Consider the following 17,172-nt stretch of genomic DNA (forward strand, 5'->3'; position numbering starts at 1 on the left):
AAGATGGTGAGAATATGGTGCAGAACCCGCGACAGGCGTACGGTGCCCTCTTCGTCGTTATCGTTGCGGCCATCAGCGGCGTTATCATCGCCGCCGGATTCGCCGCGCCCGAGTTCGTGATCCGGGGAGCGACCTTCTGGCTCTTCATCGGCGCGGTCGGAGTAATGGTCGTCTGTGCGATCATCAGCTGGCTCACGGATCTTCCGGGAATTCTGGCGCGCGAGTTCGGCTCGAACGGGGGTGACCACTGATGAGACGGTGGCTACCAGCGACGTACAACGTTCTGCTGTTTCTCGTTCCGGCACTCCTGTATCCGATTATGGGGCGTTTCATCGGCGAGCCGTTTACGGAGCCGACGATCATGGAGTTGACCGTTGTGCCGGCTGCGATCGTCCTCGGGGGGAACGTTGCCTACGCCATCCGCACCGAGCACGGTGATTCCGGCGTCGTCGACGAGCGGGATCTACGCAACATTCGCACCGCGCTCGCGGGGGCAGGCATCGTGCTTCTCGGGTCGCTCGTCGCCGTCTACGTCGGCTACGCGACCGCGACCCGGGCCGCACCGGCCGCCGTCGACTACCTCGCGGTGGCCGGGGTCGCGACGATCTTCGCCATCTTGGGAGGGACGGAACTCCAGCAACGACTGTAGACATGGAAAACAGACTGCGGGTCAAACGCGCGGAGGCGGAGATCACACAACAGGAACTCGCCGACGCGGTCGGCGTCAGCCGCCAGACGATCTACGCGATAGAGAAGTCGAAGTACGATCCCTCGCTCGAACTGGCGTTCAAACTCGCCGAGTACTTCGAGTGTTCGATCGAAGAGCTGTTCGAGCCGGATTTCGAGTAACAGCCGTTCAAACCGGAAGCCGAGTTGCGCCGTTACGCGCCGTTTTCAGGCTCGGCACTGTCGGTCTCGGCTCCGGAGTCGGCCGCATCCTCGCGTTCAGCCTTGCGCTCGTCGTCGAGCGCCCAGTCCCGCGTCAACGTCGGCGCACCGCGAACGGCGATCGCAGCCGTCGCGAGTCCGAACACCAGAATTCCGACCGCGCCGACGGGGTTGACCACGAGTTCGGATCCGCCCTGGGCGAAGACGATCATGGTCGCGCCGAAGGCGTTGAACGTGCCGTGGAAGATCGACGGGGCGATGACTGACTTGGCGTTGAGCGTGATGTAGGTGTAGACCGGCGACATCGCGAGGCAGGCCGCGACCATCACCCCGACGCCGACGACGGGATAGTTCGGATAGTTGTACCCCTCAAGGATCACCGGCGCGTGCCACAACCCCCAGACCAGCCCGGTCGCGGCCGAAGCCGGCCAGAAGCCGTAGGGGGCCAGTTCCGTGAGGAAGACGCCGCGCCAGCCGAACTCTTCGCCGAATGCGAACACCGCGTTGATCGTCACACCGGCCACGACCGCGACGACGATCGTCACGAGGAGATTGAGCGGCCAGTCCGGCAGCGACGGCCCGGCGGGTTGCTCCGCGTCGGTCGGCGCGAACTCGGTCCCCTCGCCCGTCAACGGGTTCGCGTCCGGAACGAACGAAACGTCGGGGAGGAGCAAGGCGATCCCGGTGCCGAGGAGGACGAGCACGAGCGGGACAGCAACGGCGATTGCGAGCCAGCGAAGCCGCCCCCAGGGCGCGCGAAGCCCGGCCTGCTCGAACGACGGCGACCCGGTCAGACACGTCACGATTCCGGCCACCATCGGCGTGAACATGTACGCCGGCGCGAAGGCGATCATGCTCACGTCCGTCACGCTGGAGATGAGAACGAACGCGCCGGCGAGCACGATCAGCGAACTCAGAAAAACGACGAGCGGGCGGCGGTCGGTCATCGATTCACCACCCGAGACGAGGAGGCGTCGTACTGTAACATACCTGAACTGTACGCAATGGACGACTAAGTATCCTCCTTCTGATCCGGCGTCTGCGTCGGATCCCGAGTCCGGTTCTGGGGTGGGCCACTCCCGTACCACAAAGCGGCTCCCGGCGGCCCGCAGAAACACAACACACACGAGTCGCGACACCGAACAGGCTGTATGAGCGACACCAACCGCGAGGAGAGCGATACGAAAGCCGGACCCGGTGCCGACGCTGACGCTGACATCGATACCGACCAGTGGCGTGACGAACTCGAGGCTAAACGCACCGAGAAGGACGAGTTCTTCGCCGAGCATCCGCAGTCGCCGATCCCGCCGGAGGAACGCGAAAGCTTCGACGGACTCGACTACTTCGATCCCGATCCGGACTACCGCGTCACCGCGACCGTCGAGGCCCACGACGAACCCGAAGTCGTCCTGATGGAGACAACCGCGGGCCGAGAAATGCGGTACCTTCGAGCCGCCACCCTCACGTTCGACCTCGACCGGGCGGATGCCGACCTCGAAGACACGACGGCCGAACTCGCGGCGTACCAACTCGAGAGCCCCAACGAGGAAGCGTACTTCGTTCCCTTCCGCGACAAGACGACCGGCCAGCAGACCTACGACGGCGGACGCTACATGGAACTAGCTGCCGACCGAGATCTCGAGACTGACGATGAACTCGTCGTCGACTTCAACCTCGCGTACTCGCCGTTCTGTGCGTTCAGCGAGACGTTCGACTGTCCGCTCCCACCGGAGGAGAACTGGCTCGACGTGGCGATTCCAGCGGGAGAGCGCCACAAGTAACGCTCGGTAGCCGACTGACTCGTCGTCTGTCACGCACAGACATGTGTTTCAACTGGAAGAGAACGGATAGTAGACGGTTCGACACCATCGATAGAGCGGGTTCGAGTCGAAACAGAGGGGGAACGGCGATCAGCGGATGGGACTATCGGCGACCCCTGACCGGCGACCTTACGGGGCGACGCCGACGGTAAGCAGCGTCCCGAACTCGCGATAGCGTTCGACCATCTCCTCGCGGGTATCCCAGTTCTCCGTCGGGAACTCGGGCTCGGCGGGGATCATGATCTCGCGGTCGGGAATGGTGTCCTGCTCGGCGACGTAGAGCCCCGACTCCCGGAAGGCATCGCGGTACTGCTCGCGGTCCCAGCGGGTCATCTCGATCGAGATCTTCTCCTGCCACTGGTGGGAGTGGACGTTTTCCTCGTAGTAGTTGACGGCACAGTAGAAGGTTCCACCAGGACGAAGCACGCGAGCGATCTCCGCGAGCGTTTCGCGCGGATCTGCGGCATAGTAAAACGCCTCCATCGACCACACGTGATCGATCGTATCGGCGGCAAACGGGAGCGAGCCGAAATCACCGACGACGTAGGACACCTGCTCGTCGTCCGTATAGCCCGCCGCGTTATGCGCCATCTCGGGCGACCCATCGAGCCCGTAAATTCGACCCGCACCCTTGGTATCTCGAAGCGCCCGGCCCGCATAGCCGCTCCCACACCCCAGATCGAGCACCGTATCACCGGGTTCGACCGGAATGCGGGCGAGTGCGTGTTTTGCCGTGTGCCAGTGGCGCTCCTCCATTCCTCGATCGCGACCGCTCGTGGCCCAGTCGTCGAACTCCTCGCGTACGCTCATGTCCGTTCTACGTCGCTCCGTGTGCAAAACGAGTTCGGCTTGCACCGACGGCCGAAACTGGTGACTGGCGTGTCACAATTGCCGTGTATTCTCACAGCGACAGATTCTTTAGGGTAGCCTAAAAATATACGCGTGGAGAGAAACAGGCCGGCCGAACTACCGTGGGCATCGGTGGTGGCCGTCACTGACGGCGCGACTCTCCGAATGGCGATCTTTTAGCGAGTACTCGAAAACGCGCGACAGCAAGAACAGTATGCGGTGACTTGACCGAGAAGCCGATGGCGGCGAGTTCACATCGATCCGCACTATTAAGTCGATCCCGGAAGTTGTTCACGCCAGTATGGATTACACGCTCGAGATCGAGGAGACACCCACCGGGGTACCGGGTGGGACAGGCATTCTCTTGCTCCATCCAAGTACCGGCGAAACTGACCGCATCGACACCGATTTTCTCAAAACCGATACGGATCATTTCCTCGTCGTCTCCACTCGAACGACTGCCCGCGAGGCCAAACAGAAACTCGAGTACTACGATGTCGACGAAGACCGCGCCGAAATCCTCGACACTCTCAGCATCGAACACGGCTATTCGCGCCGCCAGAGCGACAGCGTCCACTACGTCGCTGCCCCCGACGATGTCGACGGCATCGTCGACCACATCGACGGCTTTCTCGACGCCCACGACGGCAAACTCAGAATCAGCTTCGACTCCGTCACCGAACTCGCCTACTACGCCGGCGATGAAGAGGCACTCGACGCCGTCAACCGCATCCTCGAACTCCTCGCAGCGTACGACGCCGTCGGTCTCTTTCACGTCTCCGAAGACCCTCACGATCCCGAACTCGTCGAACGATTCCGGGAGCGCTTTGACGGCGTGATCGACCTCGACGAGGACGGAAGCATCGACGTCGATTTCTGACGACGGCCGCGGCGGTTCCGAAATATACACACAGGCACACGTATTGCTCCACCCGAAACTCAAACTCGGGGCGTCGTTCTCACTCCGCAAGCGCATCGAACGTTTTCTCCGCCCACCTGATCGCATACTCGCGCCCGTGGTGACGATACGCGTCCGTATCGAGCGCCCCAAACGGTGCCGGTAACTCGATCGCGTGTTTGATCGCCGCACACGCGAGTTCAGTCGCGTCCGCAAAGTCCGTGTCACCGCGTGCGACCGCCCGCGATAATTCCCCAACGCGGTCTTCGAGTCTCGTTCCCGCATCCTGCCAGGAATCGCCGAGAGTCGCGCGGTCGGCCTGGTCGTGCCACGTCGCGAACGTCTCGCGCGTCTGCAGTCCCAGCCAGCCATCGTACAGCGCCGCAGCGATCTGGTAGGTGCTGTTGGGCCCGCGCTCGACCGCCCGGTCGAGATCTACGTACCGCTCCTCGAAGAACCCGAGGAAGTGTTCGGGTGTCTCGAGTCCCAGTTCGACGAACGCCTCCGCGAGCAGGAACTCGATGAACGGCTCCGGCGATCCCTCGACGCGCGGTTTGACGAGCACGATCGGCGGATCGGTCTGGCGCGTCCAGACGACGCTGCCATCGCCCGGCATCCCGATCGTCAGATCTGAACTCGCGTAGCGAGCGAGCAGCGTCGGGGCATCTGCGGGGAGCCACGCGTCGGGATAGCTCACCGGGTCGAGTCCGTCGACGAGGAGGCCGAGGTCCTCCGCCTGCGCGGGCGGCAGCGTCTCGAAGTCACGCTCACAGTCAATAACGAGTGCGTCCGGAGCGTGTTCGTCCCGAACGGCCTCGGCCGGGGGTGAGAGGTCGCTGGTCTCGAACATCAGGCGAAGACGCTCTGGAAGACCAGCAGGATCGACAGCAGCGCCGATACGGCGACCGTTGCGACGACAACCTTGGTTGCAGTGCTCATGGTCCGAACCTGTCGCCCGTCTCGCTTAAATCCATCTGTCCCAGCCGAACGGCATGCGGTCTTCGGTCTGCGGCACGCAGTCTTTAGTCCGCGATTCACGGCTATAGGATCACGGCTATAGGATCACAACTACAGGAGAAACAGCCCTCACTCGCCCTCATCGCGCCACGAATCCGGAACGTCGATTACGTATCGACCATCCTCCTGCAGCGAAATGATGTACTCCTCCCGGTTATACAGCTCCATTAGATTGAGCTCGTACTGCCCAGGCTGGACGATCTTGATACTCTCGAACTGCTTGTTGAGTTCTTCCCGCAGTTCCTCCATCGACGGGGTCTCTCCCGTCGGTTCGCTGACGACACGCCCGTGGTCCGGTGACCCTTCGGCAGCCGCCTGTGCATTGCCGGAAGGCGAATCCGTCGCAGGAACCGAACCCGGACCCGGTGCCGACGGCGATGTCGGATCACTGGGCGAGGACGGAGACGAGTCCGGTTCGGACGGCACTGTCGACCCGGTCGGCAACTCGTCCGTCGCGACCACCTCGCTCCTGGCGTCCGACTGCGCCGTATTCTCGCTGTCCGCCATCGTCATCCGACTCGGACTCGCACTCGAATTCGGACCTGCACTCGAAGTCGTCTCCGTGTCTGCAGCTGCGGCCGAACGCGACTCCCCATCCGGACACGAACTCGGACTCGCACTCGAATTTGAACTCGAGTCCGATACATCACCGTGCTCGCCCTCCGGACTCGTCGATCGGTCTTCAGGACGGCGAGCAGTATCGGGCCACTCCTCGAACGACCCGAGTTCACCCGACTCCGCCATCTCCGCCGACAAGTCACCATCTGAACTCGCATCTGCAGCCGCTGCAGACGCTGTCTCGGAGGAGGAAGGAGACGAAGAGGAAGAGGAGGACCCGGTAGACGGCCACGCCGACGACTCATCGACCGACGCATCCGCTTCGTCTCTCGAAACCCAATCGCGGACGGTTTCTGCGGCGCGAGAGGTCATTCCGCTGGAATCGGATTCTGATTCCACCTCTGATTTCGATGCTGACGCCGACTTCGACTTCGATCCCGTCTTCACCGAGTCGGATGGCTGCTCCGCCGCCGAGTTCCGGCCGGCGCTCGAATCCGCTGCTGACCCCATCGCCGACGACGGCGTAAACTGAAACTTGTTCCCGTTGCAGTCGGGACAGCCCGAGAGCATCTCCTTGGAGCCATCGGGAAACGTCCGACCGCAGTTCGTGCATTCGTGTGGCATGAGTTTCTAATCACGGGAGACGAGCGCGCTGATCAGCGTTTCGTCCTTGTGTAGGGTCTCGATCTGGTTTGCCGGTCCGATTACCGTCAACTTCGTCTCCGACTCGTTGTTGCCCATGATCCGGCCGAGCAACGACGAATCGCGCGTCTCCGATTTCGGATACGTCTCGATTTCGATCCCGTTGAACTCGTCCGGACTGATTTCCGACATCGTCACCTCGATGAGGCGGCTCTCCTCGTCGGGCGTCAACCCTTCTTCTAAGATAACGATGTTGCCATCGTGAACACCATCGAGGATCATCCGAATCTTCTCCATCGTCGCCATACTGTCCATTCGCTCGCCGCTGATGAGATCGATCTGGACACCGTCAGAGTCTGGGGAATCCGAGTCGTCCGCGTTAGTAGCCTCTGGCATAGGCGATCACCCGAAGTACTCCGCGATCGAGTCGTACACTTCGTCCATGTTGTCGCCTTCCTTTGCCGACAGCGGGATCGTCTTGTGCTGTGGGAAGGCGTCTTCGATACGTTTGATGCTCGACTCGTCGAGATCGATCTTGTTCGCGAAGATGAGCACGGGCAGATCGCGAGATTCGATGATGCCGATCAACATCGTGTTGACCTGGGTGATCGGATCCTCCGCGCTATCGAGCACGTAGACGACGCCGTCGACGTCCTCTCGAAGCCAATGCATCGCCTCGGCGACGCCTTCAGTCGCCTCTCGCGAACGGCGGATGGCATCGTCTTCTTCCATCTCGTCCGTAAACTCCTCGTAATCGACCTTCGTCGTCACACCGGGCGTGTCGACGATATCGATCGTCACCGTCTTGCCGTCGCGTTCGATCTCGACGTTTTCTTTCCTGCGCGCGCGCCGCGTTTCGTGTGGAACGTGGCTTTCGGTCCCGATCGCATCGCCAGTCCAGTCGCGGGCGATTCGGTTCGCGAGCGTCGTCTTTCCAGCGTTCGGCGGACCATAGATACCGATTCGTTTGGGTTCCTGTTCGGAGAACAGGCGGTCCGTAACCCGAGAGATACTATCTTTGAGTTCTGTGAACAGTCCCATCTGTAGGGCCCTCCAGCACCGCGGGGTGCATCTGCGCGTACTACTGACTGAACTCACTTAAGCCTACGTCAAACGTATTGAGATTCAGACAACACAGAACGGATATCTATCATGTTCGACATGGATAATTCGTGAACGGTCGATCGACGAACTCCGATGAAAACGAACCTTCGAGCAAATCGGTCAGTCAAAGCACGACACTAGATCACGTGATAGGAGATACCATCCATCCATACTCGATACATCATTACGAGTTCAGATCTGCATCCGGCGGTAGTGAGAAGAGTAGACATGATAGTGTATGAACGAGTGGACCTGCATTATAGACCGTTATGTACTTCTCCCCCCCCCCACCCCTCCGTTTCAACTGGAGAGTTCCGAGAGAAGGCGGCGAGCTCGATGGCTGAGAGAGAAGAGAACTCATCGTTTCCCCTCGAACGATTGTCTGAGACGCTCTTCATACAGAATAGCCGGAAACTGACTATTCTAGTAACAGAGAACAGTTCTCTAGTAGAGTAGACCACTAGATAACGGTAGTCTAGTTACCTCTAGTAATACTCTTAGATTTGCTAGTAAGATAAAACTAGCTGCTAGTGGTACGGACCGTATTTCCCACCCACCAACATAAATCCCTTCCTTCTAGATAACCCCCTCCCCACCCCACCTGTTGTAGCAGTTCCAGTCGAAACGAAGGGGTGGGGGGGATCGGTCCGAGTGCGAACTCGCAACGCGCGGCTCGACGCCGTCCGGATCATCGCTTCCATCAATCTCACCGCACACTACCGGCAACGACAGCCACCCACGACTCGTGATCCTCGGCGAACCAGTTCCAACTCTCTCGTTCGACCGGCTCCTGCCCCGAGTACGGTCGGCCTCGAGTCCAATCGGAGTTCACTGACCGGTTGAAAGCGGCGTGCCGAGCCGAACGGCCCCTCACTCAGTCCAGCCGTCGGACTCATCACCATCCGTGAACTGAAGGGAAGAATTTAATATCACGCTCTTCCTCTGTTTCGTTTGCATCAACTGGATCCGGATCGCGTTACTGAAACAGTAGACTAGCCGCTCTGGCTCGTCTATCCTACGAAATCTTCGCTGTCGGGTTCGGATCTGCACCCGAAACGAGGGGGTACGTGTACGACGAATGTCAGACGACGAAATGGACCGAACGAGTTCGGAGACAGTTACAGAGCGGGATGGAACCGAGAACGGCGAATCCGGATCCGATTCGGGTTCTCGTGCCGATATCGATACCGACACCGTCGATGCCGCATCAGAGGCCGACGCCGATCCCGATATCGATCCACATGCCGAATCCGACTCCGCGGTCGATTCCGATCCCGCTTCCACTGCTGCTTCGGACCGGCGCGAGAGTCCGAGAACAAACGGAGAGCACTCAGACGTTGGTTCCGAGCACGGCCAGCGCTCACCGTCTGCGGATGCAGAAACACGCACGCAGGCACAATCACAGTCACAATCATCGCCACAGTCACAACCGGATACCACCGAACCCGACCGAACGCACGGATTTTCTAACTTGCCGGACACAGAACTCGGGGACGGCGGCGACGAGGGCGATTCGAACCAAGGGCTGTTCGACGATCTACTGAGCGGCAAACCCATCTTCGAGAACAAAGAGGTTCTGCGGCCGTCCTACACACCCCACGAGCTCCCGCATCGAAGCGACCAGATCAACAAGATGGCGACGATTCTGGTCGCCGCACTTCGCGGGGAAACGCCGTCGAACATCCTCATCTACGGCAAAACCGGGACCGGCAAGACCGCAAGCGCAAAATTCGTCAGCAAAGAACTCGAGAGCACGTCCCAGAAGTACAGCGTGCCCTGTGATGTCGAGTACATCAACTGCGAGGTAACCGACACCCAGTATCGAGTTCTCGCTCAGCTTGCGAACAAGTTCATCGAAAAGAACAAGGCTCGGATCGACGACCGGATCGAGTCACTCGATGCATTGCTCGATCGTATCGAGACGCACGAGAACGGTGAACAAACCTCTATTTCAAATCGAACTGATTCTTCTGAAGCAGCCCCGTCAAGTGGGGATACTGGGTCACGTCCAGGTGAAGGAACGGGGTACGACTCGACGAATGATCCGTCGACGGATCCGGTTGCCGGCTCGACCGCTACAGCGGACGATCACCAGCCCCAGTCCACCGCCCACCCCCTCGATAGTACCGGATTCGACTCGATCGACGCGGTCGAAACACGGATCGAATCCCTGGAAGCGGACAAGGAATCCTTCGAAGAGGTCCCGATGACTGGCTGGCCGACAGACCGCGTCTACAGCGTCTTTTTCGACGCCGTCGACTACGACGAACGGGTCGTCGTCATCATGCTAGACGAGATCGACAAACTCGTCGAGAAAAGCGGTGACGATACCCTGTATAACCTCTCGCGAATGAACTCCGAACTCGAGAACTCGCGCGTTTCGATCATCGGCATTTCGAACGACCTCAAGTTCACGGACTTTCTCGATCCGCGCGTCAAATCCTCGCTCGGCGAGGAAGAAATCGTCTTCCCGCCCTACGACGCAAACCAGCTGCGAGACATCCTCCAGCACCGCTCCGAGGTCGCGTTCAAGGACAATGCGCTCTCTTCGGACGTGATTCCACTGTGTGCCGCCTTCGCCGCACAGGAACACGGGGACGCCCGCCGCGCCCTCGACTTGCTCCGGACCGCCGGTGAACTCGCAGAGCGCGCCCAGGCGGAGACGGTCGTCGAAGAACACGTCCGCAAGGCCCAGGACAAGATCGAACTCGACCGCGTCGTCGAGGTCGTGCGCACGCTGCCGACACAGAGCAAACTCGTCCTCTTTGCGATCATCCTGCTCGAGAAAAACGGCGTTCACAGCATCAACACGGGCGAAGTGTTCAACATCTACAAGCGCCTCTGTGAGGAGATCGACGCCGACGTGCTCACCCAACGGCGGGTAACCGATCTCATCAGTGAACTCGACATGCTCGGGATCGTTAACGCCGTCGTCGTCTCGAAGGGTCGATACGGGCGGACGAAGGAGATCAGCCTCTCGGTGCCGATCGACGAGACGGAGGCCGTGTTGCTCTCGGATTCGCGCTTGAGCGATATCGACGACATTCAGCCGTTCGTTCAGGCGCGGTTCGAGAACTGACGTTCCTGCAGTGGGTCAGCAATTGGCACTTCTTGTGCGGTCGGAACTGTCGAAGCATAGATATCGCTGGACTCGCTTCGACAGCATATGGAACGACGAACGGTGCTTTCGATGGCCGGTGCAACCGGTGGGATGCTCGCGCTGAGCGGTTGTCTCTCGAATGGCGGACTGTTCGGATCGAACGATCGGATCAATAAGAACGGCGAGATCGCGATCACGGTCGACGGCGAATCGTTCGAGACGAAATCTCAGTTCCAGTCCGAAAACGTCGATAACGAGTCCGCTTCTTTTCACCTCCACGAATCGAACGGCCGCTGGTACATGGAGGGCAAGGAACCGGTGACGGTTGCGGAAGGGATCGACTTGCTTCCCTCCTTCGAGTTCGAAACGGTATCCGGATCGCCTGTCGTGACGATCGAAGGCACGGAATACGATGCGGGCGAGTCGGGGACGGAAATTTCGGTCAGACTCGACGGAGAGGAGATCGATCCGACAGAGCACGAACCTGTAGATGGGGAGGAAATCAGTGTCGAGATCACGACCGAGTCCGAGACCGAAACCGAGACCGAGACGGCGGACGACGATGCGGCAGATGAAACGAATGCGGCGGACGAGACTGGCGCTGCGAACGAAACGGAATCTACGTCGGACGGAGAGAACTGAAAAGTAAAGCGGATGGTCGACGTATCGTCGCCATAGAAGAACGGATCGAACCGCAGTCGGTAACGGGGCGTGTTGCCGTCGTTTTACGATCGATACCGACCCGCCACAGCGACGAGGCCGGCGCTTGCCCCGACTCCCGCGCCGGTCACCGCCTCGACGCTAGCGAGACCGAACGGTGCGACGCCGGGCACCGACGGCGCGAGCATACCGCCGAAGAAGCTATCGAAGAAAAGGCGGATGTGGCCGAGTAACGGAATCCGGTACATTGCTTTTCCGGTGACCCAGTCCGGGCGGACGACAGTCGTCCTGGCACCGCCCTTGTACTGGTCATACCCGCTGTTATCGTCGCCTTTTGTCACGAACCCGTCGTGTGGGGCCGGGCAGGTGCGAACCTGATTACAGGTCACATCGCCGACGATGTCCTCGTCCGCCTTCGTCTGGATCCAGTTTTCGTCCTCCTCGACCCAGAAGTGGGCGCGGTGGATCACCGGCGTCTGCCGTGAATCGCCGTTCGGGAGGAAGACGATGACGTCACCGGAGCCACCGAACTTGTCGTACCCGCTCTCCTGTGCGTTCTCGCGCGTGACTATCCCAGTCCCGTCGATGGGGTTGTCGCCGACGAACCGGTCGTCGTCGACGACGAACACGAGATCACCACGCTGCATATTCGGCTCCATACTCCCGCTCTCGACGGCGACCAGCGGCGGCCAGATACCGCTGACAGCAAACAGGAGCAATCCGACCGCCGCGACGATCGCAACGCTGCTCAATACGTCTCTGACGACGACGACACTGCCGTCGTCCGACCGCAGGAACCAGCGGATAAGTCCGTCGTCCTCGATCGTGACACCACTCCCATCACCGGCACCATCTCTGTCGGTGGTTCCCCCGTTCGATCCGGTTCGTGCGCCCGAGCGAGCGCTCGTGTGCCCGTCCTCGGTCTCGGTCTCCGTCTCAGTTTCAGTTTCAGTCTCGGTCGCTGAACTCGTCTCGGCCGAGTTCACCGCCGGACCTGTCGGTTGATCGCGGTCGTACTCGCGCTCGTCACCGCCGGTCGTGTGTGCGGGGGGGTCGGGAGTGTCAGAGCGGTCAGTTGGCCCACGATCGTCAGTATCGTCCCACGCGGAGCCATCACCACTGCGGTCACCACCATTGTCATCGGTACCACCCGAATCAGGGCCGCTCATCGTCCCTGGTTTTGCCGGGGTTCGCAATCAACTTTCTGCTCGTGGCTCCCGGACCGTCCGAACTCGAACGCGTCGCCGGGAACGATAACTGATCCGCTACCCTTTTCTCTCCGGTCACGAATACGAATCGTGTGCCACTCGAGGGGGCAGCCAGGATCGTCAGCGAACTCACGAGCCGCGGGTACAACGCCGAGCGAGAGGCCGTCACGAAGATCGCGTCGGCGGAGAATCCGCCCGCGGTGCTCGACCGCGTCGTCGATGAACTGCCGGCAGACGCACTCGTCGTTCGAACTGCCCATGTCGATACGGTCCTGACGGCCGCGGCGCGCCCCTCACCGGCGACCGATCCGGATCGTCCGTCCGAACCGCTCGACTCGAAACAAGGGGGCACTCGAAACGGAACATCACCCTCTGCTTCAACTGGAGTAGAGACAACCGATACACACGATTCTGCGGTCGGTTCTCCAGTCGAAACAGGGGGGTCTCACATCGAGCGCGAGGTCGACCTCTCGAAGCGGTCGCTCGAAATCGCCGGTGACATGACCGGCCAGAGCACGGGGACTGGCGCGTACGAGGATTTCGTGTCCGTCTTTCGGGATCGACTCGACCGACTCGGCGGCAAGCTCCGCGGCCGGGTCAATCACCGCCCCGCGACGGCCATCCAGAGCATGCCGGGCGGGAGCGAGGCCGGGATGGTCGGGCTGGTCAACGACATCCGCTCGACCGCGAGCGGCCACTGGCTGATCGAACTCGAAGACGCGACGGGGACCTTTCCATGGCTCGTGATGAAAGACCGCGAGTTCGCTGATCTGGTCGATCAGTTACTCTGTGATGAGGTGCTGGCGATGGAGGGAACGCTCTCGGACGATGCGGGGATCGCGTTCGTCGATTCGCTGTACTTCCCCGACGTGCCCCGCACGCACGAGCCGTCGACGGCCGATCGCCACGTCCAGGCGGCGTTGATCAGCGACGTCCACGTCGGCAGCCAGGAGTTCATGGCCGACGCCTGGAACGCCTTCGCCGACTGGCTGCATACGGAGCAGGCCCAGCACGTCGAGTACCTGTTACTTGCGGGCGACATGGTCGAAGGGGTCGGGGTCTATCCGGACCAGGACGACGAACTCGATATCGTCGACATCTACGAGCAGTACGAGGCATTCAACGAGCACCTCAAGCGGGTGCCCGGGGATCTGGATATCGTGATGATCCCGGGCAACCACGACGCGGTTCGGCTGGCGGAACCGCAGCCGGGCTTCGATGAGACGCTCCGTGACATCATGTCCGCACACGATCCGCAGATCGTGAGCAATCCGTCGATGGTGACGGTCGAGAGCGTCTCCGTCCTGATGTATCACGGCGTCTCGCTGGACGAAGTAATCGCCGAACTTCCGGAGGAGAAAGCGAGTTACGAGGACCCGCACAAGGCGATGTACCAGCTGCTCAAGAAACGCCACGTCGCGCCGCAGTTTGGGGGCCATACGAGGCTCGCCCCCGAGGAGAAAGATTACCTCGTCATGGACGAGGTACCCGACATCTTCCACACCGGTCACGTCCACAAACTCGGCTTCGGGAAGTATCACAACGTGCTCGCGATCAACTCGGGCTGCTGGCAGGCCCAGACCGAGTTCCAGAAGAGCGTCAACATCGATCCTGACTCCGGTTACGCGCCGATCGTCGACCTCGATACGCTCGACGTGACGGTTCAGAAGTTCAGCTGATCCGCTCGTTGCGTTCTTTGCGTCGCTTGCGTCCGTCTCGCCGTTCGCGCCGGTTCCGGTTTCCGTCGGGTGACGGCAGTGACCGTCGCATTCCCGGCATCAACCGCAGTTATGGCTCTTCTTCGACGACCAACTGCGTTCGGATGTATTCTGAGAGTTCGTCTCGCGCGGCACGAACCGGTTCGTCGTTTCCCGTCGTGACGCGTTGCATTTGTGCGCCGTTGATCGTCGCAACGACGAACGCGGCGGTTCGTTCCGGATCGACCGGCCGGAAGACGCCGCTCTCGATGCCGTCGCGGACGATGTCGGCGAGGTGCTCGCGGAAGAAGTCGTCCGTATCGGCGAACTGCGTACGGAAGGCGTCGTCGTACGGTGCCTGTCCGCGAAGGGCGGTGAGCGCGCCGAGGAAGTCAGTGTGGTTCGAGTCGAAACTTCCGAGGGAGTACTCGACGATCATCCGCAACTGCTCGCGGGCGTCGTCGAAGCCGTCGGTCGGCACGTCGGCCTTGAACCGCTCGAGGAGGAACTCGAGGAAGGCAACGAGCAACTCATCTTTGCCGTCGTAGTGCTGGTAGATGAGCGATTTGCTCTTCGGGAACTCGTCGCCGATGCGCTGGATCGTCAGGTCCGAATAGCCGTGTTTCTGGAGCGCATCGTAGGTCGCTTTCATCATTTCGGTGCGCGTCTCGTCGGGTGACGATTCGAACGGATCGGGTGCATCCATATGAATGAACATTCATTTACTAGCTATATAGCTTGCCACTTCCTCCGGCTACCCGTGCGCGAGACGAATCGCAATCGATACGACCCACATCGAACTGACGGGCGCTGGCGGGACGGCGGGCGGTCTGTCGTCCGCGGCTTCGCTCACGCGCAGAGTTCGCGGTACCCCTACGGTTCGAGTCGAAACCGTACTGTCGGCGAGCCGTCGAACTGCGGTCCTCGACCCTGTTTCTTGAAGCCGAGTTCTTCGGCGGCGGTCTCGATCGAGTTCGTCTCGGGGGCGACGAGTACTTCGACGGCCATCGACTCGCCCTCGGCGAATCGGACCGGTTCCGCGAGGAGGCGTTTGCAGGCGTCGCTCGTCCCGTCGAGTTGCGTGACGTGGACGGTGTCCTCGCGCGCGTCGAAGCTAATGAATCCGAGCAGGTCCTCGGGATCGGAGCCGCTGTACTGTGACTCTGAACTCGAGATGTCGGCGTTCGGGTCGCGGCTGCTGTCTTCTGCGACGCGGACAGTGCGGTCGTGGACGAGATTCTGCATCACGTCTGTCGGGGAGTCGGCGATTGCCGCCAGCGCGTCCGCGTCGGCTTCGAGTGCATCCCGTACGTTCATCAGTGTGTGGTAATGGCATGCACAAATATAAATCCAAGCCGCGGCGCGGTCCGGTATTAGAACGATCGAAAAGGGAGGTTTTCGGCGACCACAGGGCGATAGAACACCGGAAAAATACGTGAAAGGGGACACAGTTATCTGCCCGCTCTGGTAACGGGGGGAGTATGAGCCACGCCACCAGTATTCGCTCGCGGCCGCGTGTCGAGAACGAGGATGAGGTGTCGGTATGCGCGTTGTAGCCAAGTTCGGCGGGACGAGTTTGGGAAGCGGCGATCGGATCAACCGCGCCGCAGACTCCGTCGCCGCCGCCGTCGAGGACGGTCACGAAATCGCCGTCGTCGCGAGCGCGATGGGATCGACGACCGACGAATTGCTAGACGAGATCTCCTTCGAGACCGACGAGGCAGACCGCGCCCAGATTGTCAGTATGGGCGAGCGGACCTCCGTTCGCATGCTCAAGGCCGCGCTCTCGGCCCGCGACATTGACTCCAAATTCTTAGAGCCCGGCAGTGACGGCTGGCCGGTCGTCACGGACGAGTACGGCGAGGTGGACGTTCCGGAGACCCGTCGGCGCGCGCGGACCGTTGCCGAGGGGATGGACGGGACAGTCCCGGTCATCACCGGCTTCCTTGCCGAGGGACCCGACGGATCGATTACGACGCTCGGCCGCGGCGGTAGTGACACCACCGCGGTCATGATGGGCAAGTACATGGACGCCGACGAGGTCGTCATCGTCACCGACGTTGAGGGCGTCATGACCGGCGATCCGCGGGTCGTCGAAGGCGCGCGAAACGTCGGCGAAATCTCCGTCGACGAACTGCGAAACCTCTCGTTCCGCGGGGCCGAAGTCGTCGCCCCCTCCGCGCTGTCGTACAAGGAAGGCGGCCTCGACGTTCGCGTCGTCCACTACCAACACGGCGATCTCCTCTCGGGCGGCACGAGCATCCAAGGCGAGTTCGAAAATCTCGTCGACCTGCGCGAGCGCCCCCTCGCCTGTCTGACTGTCGCCGGCCGCGCGATCCGCAACGAGCCGGGTATCTTCCATCACCTCTCGGCGGCTCTCAGCGAGAGCGATGTTAACATCGACGCCGTCGCCAGCGGCATGGACACCGTCACGTTCTATATCGACGAGTCGGAGGCCGAACGCGCCGAGAACATCCTCCACCGCGAGGTCATCGCCCGGGACGAACTCTCGAGCGTGACCGTCGACTCGCCTGTCGCCGTCGTCCGCGTGACCGGCGGCGAACTGCCAAATCAGCCGGGGATCATCAGCGAAATCGTCACCCCGCTGGCCGAGGAACGGATCTTCCTGCAGGACGTTATTACGAGCGCGACCAGCGTCGCTCTCTTCGTCGACTGGGACGACCGCGAGAAGACCCTCGAGCTGACGCAGGACCTCTTCTAACGCGCTTCG

Annotated in this window: 19 protein-coding genes and 1 pseudogene; 9 read left to right on the plus strand and 11 right to left on the minus strand. The window is 61.1% G+C overall.

Annotated features, from left to right (window positions below):
- Positions 1–14: 14 nt before the first annotated feature.
- From C484_RS15805 to C484_RS15815, 3 genes are read left to right on the plus strand one after another with little or no spacing between them, the layout of a single operon-like run.
- Positions 15–251: a hypothetical protein gene (locus tag C484_RS15805; RefSeq protein ID WP_006826902.1), complete on the plus strand. Its 237-nt coding sequence runs from the start codon at positions 15–17 to the stop codon at positions 249–251.
- Complete coding sequence (locus tag C484_RS15810) at positions 251–649, plus strand: hypothetical protein (RefSeq protein ID WP_006826903.1); 399 nt, start codon at positions 251–253, stop codon at positions 647–649. The genes C484_RS15805 and C484_RS15810 overlap by 1 nt, the downstream gene beginning before the upstream one ends.
- A gap of 2 nt (positions 650–651) precedes the next feature.
- Complete coding sequence (locus C484_RS15815) at positions 652–849, plus strand: helix-turn-helix transcriptional regulator (RefSeq protein WP_006665224.1); 198 nt, start codon at positions 652–654, stop codon at positions 847–849.
- 32 nt (positions 850–881) lie between these two features.
- Here C484_RS15815 and C484_RS15820 read toward each other — a convergent pair whose 3' ends face one another.
- Positions 882–1,835, minus strand: a complete 954-nt coding sequence (locus tag C484_RS15820) for a CPBP family intramembrane glutamic endopeptidase (protein ID WP_006826904.1) — start codon at positions 1,833–1,835, stop codon at positions 882–884.
- 204 nt (positions 1,836–2,039) lie between these two features.
- Between C484_RS15820 and C484_RS15825 the strand changes: the two genes are divergently transcribed.
- Positions 2,040–2,669 carry a DUF1684 domain-containing protein gene (locus C484_RS15825; RefSeq protein ID WP_006826905.1) on the plus strand — a complete coding sequence of 210 codons (630 nt, stop codon included), beginning with the start codon at positions 2,040–2,042 and terminating at the stop codon, positions 2,667–2,669.
- Between the two features lie 168 nt (positions 2,670–2,837).
- Here the strand turns inward: C484_RS15825 and C484_RS15830 are convergent, their stop codons facing one another.
- On the minus strand, positions 2,838–3,518 hold the full coding sequence (locus tag C484_RS15830) for a class I SAM-dependent methyltransferase (RefSeq protein ID WP_006826906.1): 681 nt from the start codon (positions 3,516–3,518) through the stop codon (positions 2,838–2,840).
- 340 nt (positions 3,519–3,858) lie between these two features.
- Here C484_RS15830 and C484_RS15835 point away from each other — a divergent pair, with 340 nt between their 5' ends.
- A complete protein-coding gene (locus C484_RS15835; RefSeq protein WP_006826907.1) occupies positions 3,859–4,437 on the plus strand; it encodes a DUF7090 family protein in 579 nt (192 codons plus the stop codon).
- Positions 4,438–4,516: 79 nt separating this feature from the next.
- Here the strand turns inward: C484_RS15835 and C484_RS15840 are convergent, their stop codons facing one another.
- The 6 genes and pseudogenes from C484_RS15840 to C484_RS15860 all read right to left on the minus strand — a co-directional run bounded on the left by C484_RS15840 (position 4,517) and on the right by C484_RS15860 (position 7,713).
- A complete protein-coding gene (locus C484_RS15840; protein ID WP_006826908.1) occupies positions 4,517–5,305 on the minus strand; it encodes a DUF7089 family protein in 789 nt (262 codons plus the stop codon).
- Complete coding sequence (locus C484_RS25195) at positions 5,305–5,394, minus strand: hypothetical protein (protein ID WP_006665229.1); 90 nt, start codon at positions 5,392–5,394, stop codon at positions 5,305–5,307. The genes C484_RS15840 and C484_RS25195 overlap by 1 nt, the downstream gene beginning before the upstream one ends.
- Before the next feature lie 147 nt (positions 5,395–5,541).
- On the minus strand, positions 5,542–5,721 hold the full coding sequence (locus C484_RS25015) for an OapC/ArvC family zinc-ribbon domain-containing protein (protein WP_006665230.1): 180 nt from the start codon (positions 5,719–5,721) through the stop codon (positions 5,542–5,544).
- A gap of 714 nt (positions 5,722–6,435) precedes the next feature.
- Positions 6,436–6,654: pseudogene (locus C484_RS25020) on the minus strand (OapC/ArvC family zinc-ribbon domain-containing protein); the annotation flags it as partial.
- A 6-nt stretch (positions 6,655–6,660) separates the two neighbouring features.
- Positions 6,661–7,068 (minus strand): DUF2073 domain-containing protein, encoded by a 408-nt coding sequence (locus C484_RS15855; protein WP_006826910.1) that lies wholly within the window; start codon positions 7,066–7,068, stop codon positions 6,661–6,663.
- Between the two features lie 6 nt (positions 7,069–7,074).
- Complete coding sequence (locus C484_RS15860) at positions 7,075–7,713, minus strand: Era-like GTP-binding protein (RefSeq protein WP_006826911.1); 639 nt, start codon at positions 7,711–7,713, stop codon at positions 7,075–7,077.
- 1,141 nt (positions 7,714–8,854) lie between these two features.
- Between C484_RS15860 and C484_RS15865 the strand changes: the two genes are divergently transcribed.
- Complete coding sequence (locus C484_RS15865; RefSeq protein ID WP_006826912.1) at positions 8,855–10,855, plus strand: Cdc6/Cdc18 family protein; 2,001 nt, start codon at positions 8,855–8,857, stop codon at positions 10,853–10,855.
- A gap of 87 nt (positions 10,856–10,942) precedes the next feature.
- Positions 10,943–11,518 carry a hypothetical protein gene (locus C484_RS15870; protein WP_006826913.1) on the plus strand — a complete coding sequence of 192 codons (576 nt, stop codon included), beginning with the start codon at positions 10,943–10,945 and terminating at the stop codon, positions 11,516–11,518.
- An 83-nt stretch (positions 11,519–11,601) separates the two neighbouring features.
- Here the strand turns inward: C484_RS15870 and C484_RS15875 are convergent, their stop codons facing one another.
- Positions 11,602–12,705 (minus strand): S26 family signal peptidase, encoded by a 1,104-nt coding sequence (locus C484_RS15875; RefSeq protein ID WP_006826914.1) that lies wholly within the window; start codon positions 12,703–12,705, stop codon positions 11,602–11,604.
- Positions 12,706–12,836: 131 nt separating this feature from the next.
- Between C484_RS15875 and C484_RS15880 the strand changes: the two genes are divergently transcribed.
- A complete protein-coding gene (locus C484_RS15880) occupies positions 12,837–14,423 on the plus strand; it encodes a DNA-directed DNA polymerase II small subunit (protein WP_006826915.1) in 1,587 nt (528 codons plus the stop codon).
- 109 nt (positions 14,424–14,532) lie between these two features.
- Here the strand turns inward: C484_RS15880 and C484_RS15885 are convergent, their stop codons facing one another.
- On the minus strand, positions 14,533–15,147 hold the full coding sequence (locus C484_RS15885; RefSeq protein WP_006826916.1) for a TetR/AcrR family transcriptional regulator: 615 nt from the start codon (positions 15,145–15,147) through the stop codon (positions 14,533–14,535).
- A gap of 167 nt (positions 15,148–15,314) precedes the next feature.
- Complete coding sequence (locus tag C484_RS15890; RefSeq protein ID WP_006826917.1) at positions 15,315–15,758, minus strand: hypothetical protein; 444 nt, start codon at positions 15,756–15,758, stop codon at positions 15,315–15,317.
- 226 nt (positions 15,759–15,984) lie between these two features.
- Here C484_RS15890 and C484_RS15895 point away from each other — a divergent pair, with 226 nt between their 5' ends.
- Positions 15,985–17,163 (plus strand): aspartate kinase, encoded by a 1,179-nt coding sequence (locus C484_RS15895; protein ID WP_006826918.1) that lies wholly within the window; start codon positions 15,985–15,987, stop codon positions 17,161–17,163.
- Positions 17,164–17,172: the final 9 nt, after the last annotated feature.

Origin of the sequence: Natrialba taiwanensis DSM 12281 (assembly GCF_000337595.1) — an archaeon.
GTDB lineage: Archaea > Halobacteriota > Halobacteria > Halobacteriales > Natrialbaceae > Natrialba > Natrialba taiwanensis.